Raw genomic sequence first — 2,527 nt, 5'->3', positions numbered from 1 at the left:
GGCCTGCGGGTCGTAGTAGCGGAAGCGGTTGTAGTGCAGCCCCGATTCTTCATCCAGAAGCTGGCCGGCGAATTTTATACCGGGTTCTGGCTGGCTGTGGTTGCGTGAACTAGATACGGGATAACGGCAATCTGTCTCTGCCAGAGGACTGGTTGACGCAGTGCGGCCTGACCGGGCAACCGCTGGTGATCAGCGTGATGCCCGGTCAGGTGGTGATTAAGGTTCGGCAGGGTAATCTGTGACGTAACAACAGATAAAAAATAGCCGTAAATATCCAGATAGGATCTTTACGGCTACTATAGTAGAGTATTAATATACAACCAACTGACCTTTAGGCCAACTACCCACCCAACCACAGGGTATATGGCCAGACTCGTAAATAGAAACTAGCTTATTAAAGAACAATGGAGTCTTTAACTTTTCGCTATAAAAATCCTCTATCAGATAGTGAATAACATCCCATTCAATATATTGATGCAAGAGTGTATTATCAAAATCATTTAAATTAGGAATCTTAGGTTTTATATCATTAGTAAAAAACAACTTTGCTTCTTTAGCCACGTCATTCCAATCTTGGAATATAGCCGTATATTTTGTTGCTAGATAACCTGATATTTCATTAGACTCTTCCAAAGTGACATTTTCCCACTCAGGATCAGATAAATAATTCCCAGCCTCATTTAAAGACATTGCTAAAATCACATCAGATACGCTAATTTTATTACCAATATCTGAAAGCCAATTGATATTTAATAGCCTTTCAGTCGCTAATTTAGATATTTTCATAGTTTCACCTGATTTATTCTACCCGGAATCCTTGGGACTTTTTGTCCTCCGAGCAGACCATATTGAATTCTATTCTGAATGCTGCTTCTAACAGCTTGATTTACTTGATTAGCTGATAAGCCAGCAGACTCTAATGAATGTTTTAGCGCTTGGGTATATTGAAGGTTTGTAGGGCGCTGCCCACTTAATGCCCCACCACGTCTATATTGATTCCAGAACTGTTCAAGAGACTTATGCGCTTCATAGTGTGGCGTACCTGGTTGAGTAAATGCGTTACCTTCTAACTTAATAGCAGCACCACTATTTGTAGGGATCACATCACGGAACGCAGCATCTTGGTTTAAGTGATGTGACTGTCCTGGACGCGTGTCATTTTTCAGTGTTTCATGTGGCCCCAATATAGCATCATCTCCCTTTCCAAGATTTGGACAGGTTGATAATCCCAGCGGATCTATCCATCCCAACGGGTTATGAACGTAACTATACGGGTTCATCCCCCCCGCCAGCCCTATCGGGTCCGGGCTTAAGTAACAGCAGGCCTGCGGGTCGTAGTAGCGGAAGCGGTTGTAGTGCAGCCCCGATTCTTCATCCAGAAGCTGGCCGGCGAATTTTAAACCGGGTTCTGGCTGGCTGTGGCTGCGTGAACTAGATACGGGATAACGGCAATCTGTCTCTGCCAGGGGACTGGCTGACACAGTGCGGCCTGACCGGGCAACCGCTGGTGATCAGCGTGATGCCCGGTCAGGTGGTGATTAGGATTCAGCAGAGTTGTATGTGCACTGACATTTCATAATTAGCAGGAATGATCCTGAGAGGATCATTCCACGCCAGAAGAGAGTTAGCCAACATTCTCCCTCTTAACTAATCTTCCATCATCAAGTGTCAGATAGTCTCTCTTATCTCCATGTGTGATCTCCACATATTCATTAACCACAACTGCATCAACAATTCCACAAAGGTAATGCCAAAAAGACTTTTTGGCATTATTATAAAGAAGCACCCCCCACTCACATGGAATTAAATAGCGCTCTTCAGGGAGATGAATAACATCATACACAATGCCGCCAAGGCGTGATATTTCAGAACGAGCTTCTTCTGTAAAAACTATTAACCCATCATCTTTTTCACCTTGAGATGCATTACAGTCTGGACATCTTTCCAGATCCGATTCATAGCTAGAATAACAATTTTGACATGTGGTATATTTCATCAACCCTCTCTTATTTAATTGGAATACTAGATGTAATAACACCTGGACCAGTACCACCAATATGCGGATCAACATGGTCTGTAATAACACGTATTTTTTGTGTTACCCCATTTTGGGTCGATGTGCCTTCAAATACCTTACCAAAGAACCCTTCCCTATTAGAAATGACTTGATTTGCAGGATTATTAGCGACCTCCACAGTAGCATGCGCAATATCTCTATTGCTCCACTCCGATGGGAATGGTGAACCTTTTTGCCTTTTAGGCTTCATTGATGCATATGGTTCTTGCTTAGGAGGACCGACATGAGGAGAGTGCCTTCTTAATATATGACGAAGTGAGCCAAACGAGAACTTATAGCCATCATTACCAGCATTTCCTACAGGAGGACACGTCGCTAGTCCCAGCGGATCTATCCATGTAAGTGGATTTGGTACATACGCATATAAGTTTAACCCCCCCGCCAGCCCTATCGAGTCCGGGCTTAAGTAACAGCAGGCCTGCGGGTCGTAGTAGCGGAAGCGGTTGTAGT

The 2,527-nt window shown here is 44.0% G+C and carries 6 protein-coding genes; 2 read left to right on the top strand and 4 right to left on the bottom strand.

Going from position 1 to position 2,527, the window contains the following annotated elements:
- The first annotated feature begins 113 nt into the window (after nucleotides 1-113).
- Nucleotides 114-242, top strand: a complete 129-nt coding sequence (locus tag DBA33_RS20120) for a SymE family type I addiction module toxin (RefSeq protein WP_120807101.1) — start codon at nucleotides 114-116, stop codon at nucleotides 240-242.
- 67 nt (nucleotides 243-309) lie between these two features.
- Here the strand turns inward: DBA33_RS20120 and DBA33_RS20115 are convergent, their stop codons facing one another.
- Both DBA33_RS20115 and DBA33_RS20110 read right to left on the bottom strand, forming a co-directional pair.
- Nucleotides 310-786, bottom strand: a complete 477-nt coding sequence (locus DBA33_RS20115) for a hypothetical protein (protein WP_120807100.1) — start codon at nucleotides 784-786, stop codon at nucleotides 310-312.
- Nucleotides 783-1,481: an RHS repeat-associated core domain-containing protein gene (locus DBA33_RS20110; protein WP_120807099.1), complete on the bottom strand. Its 699-nt coding sequence runs from the start codon at nucleotides 1,479-1,481 to the stop codon at nucleotides 783-785. The genes DBA33_RS20115 and DBA33_RS20110 overlap by 4 nt, the downstream gene beginning before the upstream one ends.
- Here DBA33_RS20110 and DBA33_RS21265 point away from each other — a divergent pair.
- Nucleotides 1,436-1,579 carry a SymE family type I addiction module toxin gene (locus DBA33_RS21265; protein ID WP_120807102.1) on the top strand — a complete coding sequence of 48 codons (144 nt, stop codon included), beginning with the start codon at nucleotides 1,436-1,438 and terminating at the stop codon, nucleotides 1,577-1,579. The two genes, DBA33_RS20110 and DBA33_RS21265, sit on opposite strands and share 46 nt — an antisense overlap.
- A 45-nt stretch (nucleotides 1,580-1,624) precedes the next feature.
- On the opposite strand, the gene DBA33_RS20100 is transcribed toward DBA33_RS21265, so the two are convergent.
- Together DBA33_RS20100 and DBA33_RS20095 are read right to left on the bottom strand one after the other, a co-directional pair.
- Entirely contained in the window at nucleotides 1,625-1,996 is a 372-nt protein-coding gene (locus DBA33_RS20100; RefSeq protein WP_027272928.1) for a hypothetical protein, read from the bottom strand.
- A 10-nt stretch (nucleotides 1,997-2,006) separates the two neighbouring features.
- On the bottom strand, nucleotides 2,007-2,527 hold a 521-nt coding region (locus tag DBA33_RS20095), incomplete at its 5' end, for an RHS repeat-associated core domain-containing protein (RefSeq protein WP_162975257.1).

Origin of the sequence: Yersinia sp. IP36721 (assembly GCF_003634395.1) — a bacterium.
Classification (GTDB): domain Bacteria; phylum Pseudomonadota; class Gammaproteobacteria; order Enterobacterales; family Enterobacteriaceae; genus Yersinia; species Yersinia entomophaga.
Note: the sequence above shows the minus strand (reverse complement) of the source record. Positions and strands in the feature narration are given on the sequence as shown.

What these genes read in the sequence shown, in the direction of transcription:
- DBA33_RS20100 (WP_027272928.1), bottom strand. Translation starts at nt 1,996, where the DNA reads ATGAAATATACCACATGTCAAAATTGTTATTCTAGCTATGAATCGGAT.
- DBA33_RS20115 (WP_120807100.1), bottom strand. Translation starts at nt 786, where the DNA reads ATGAAAATATCTAAATTAGCGACTGAAAGGCTATTAAATATCAATTGG.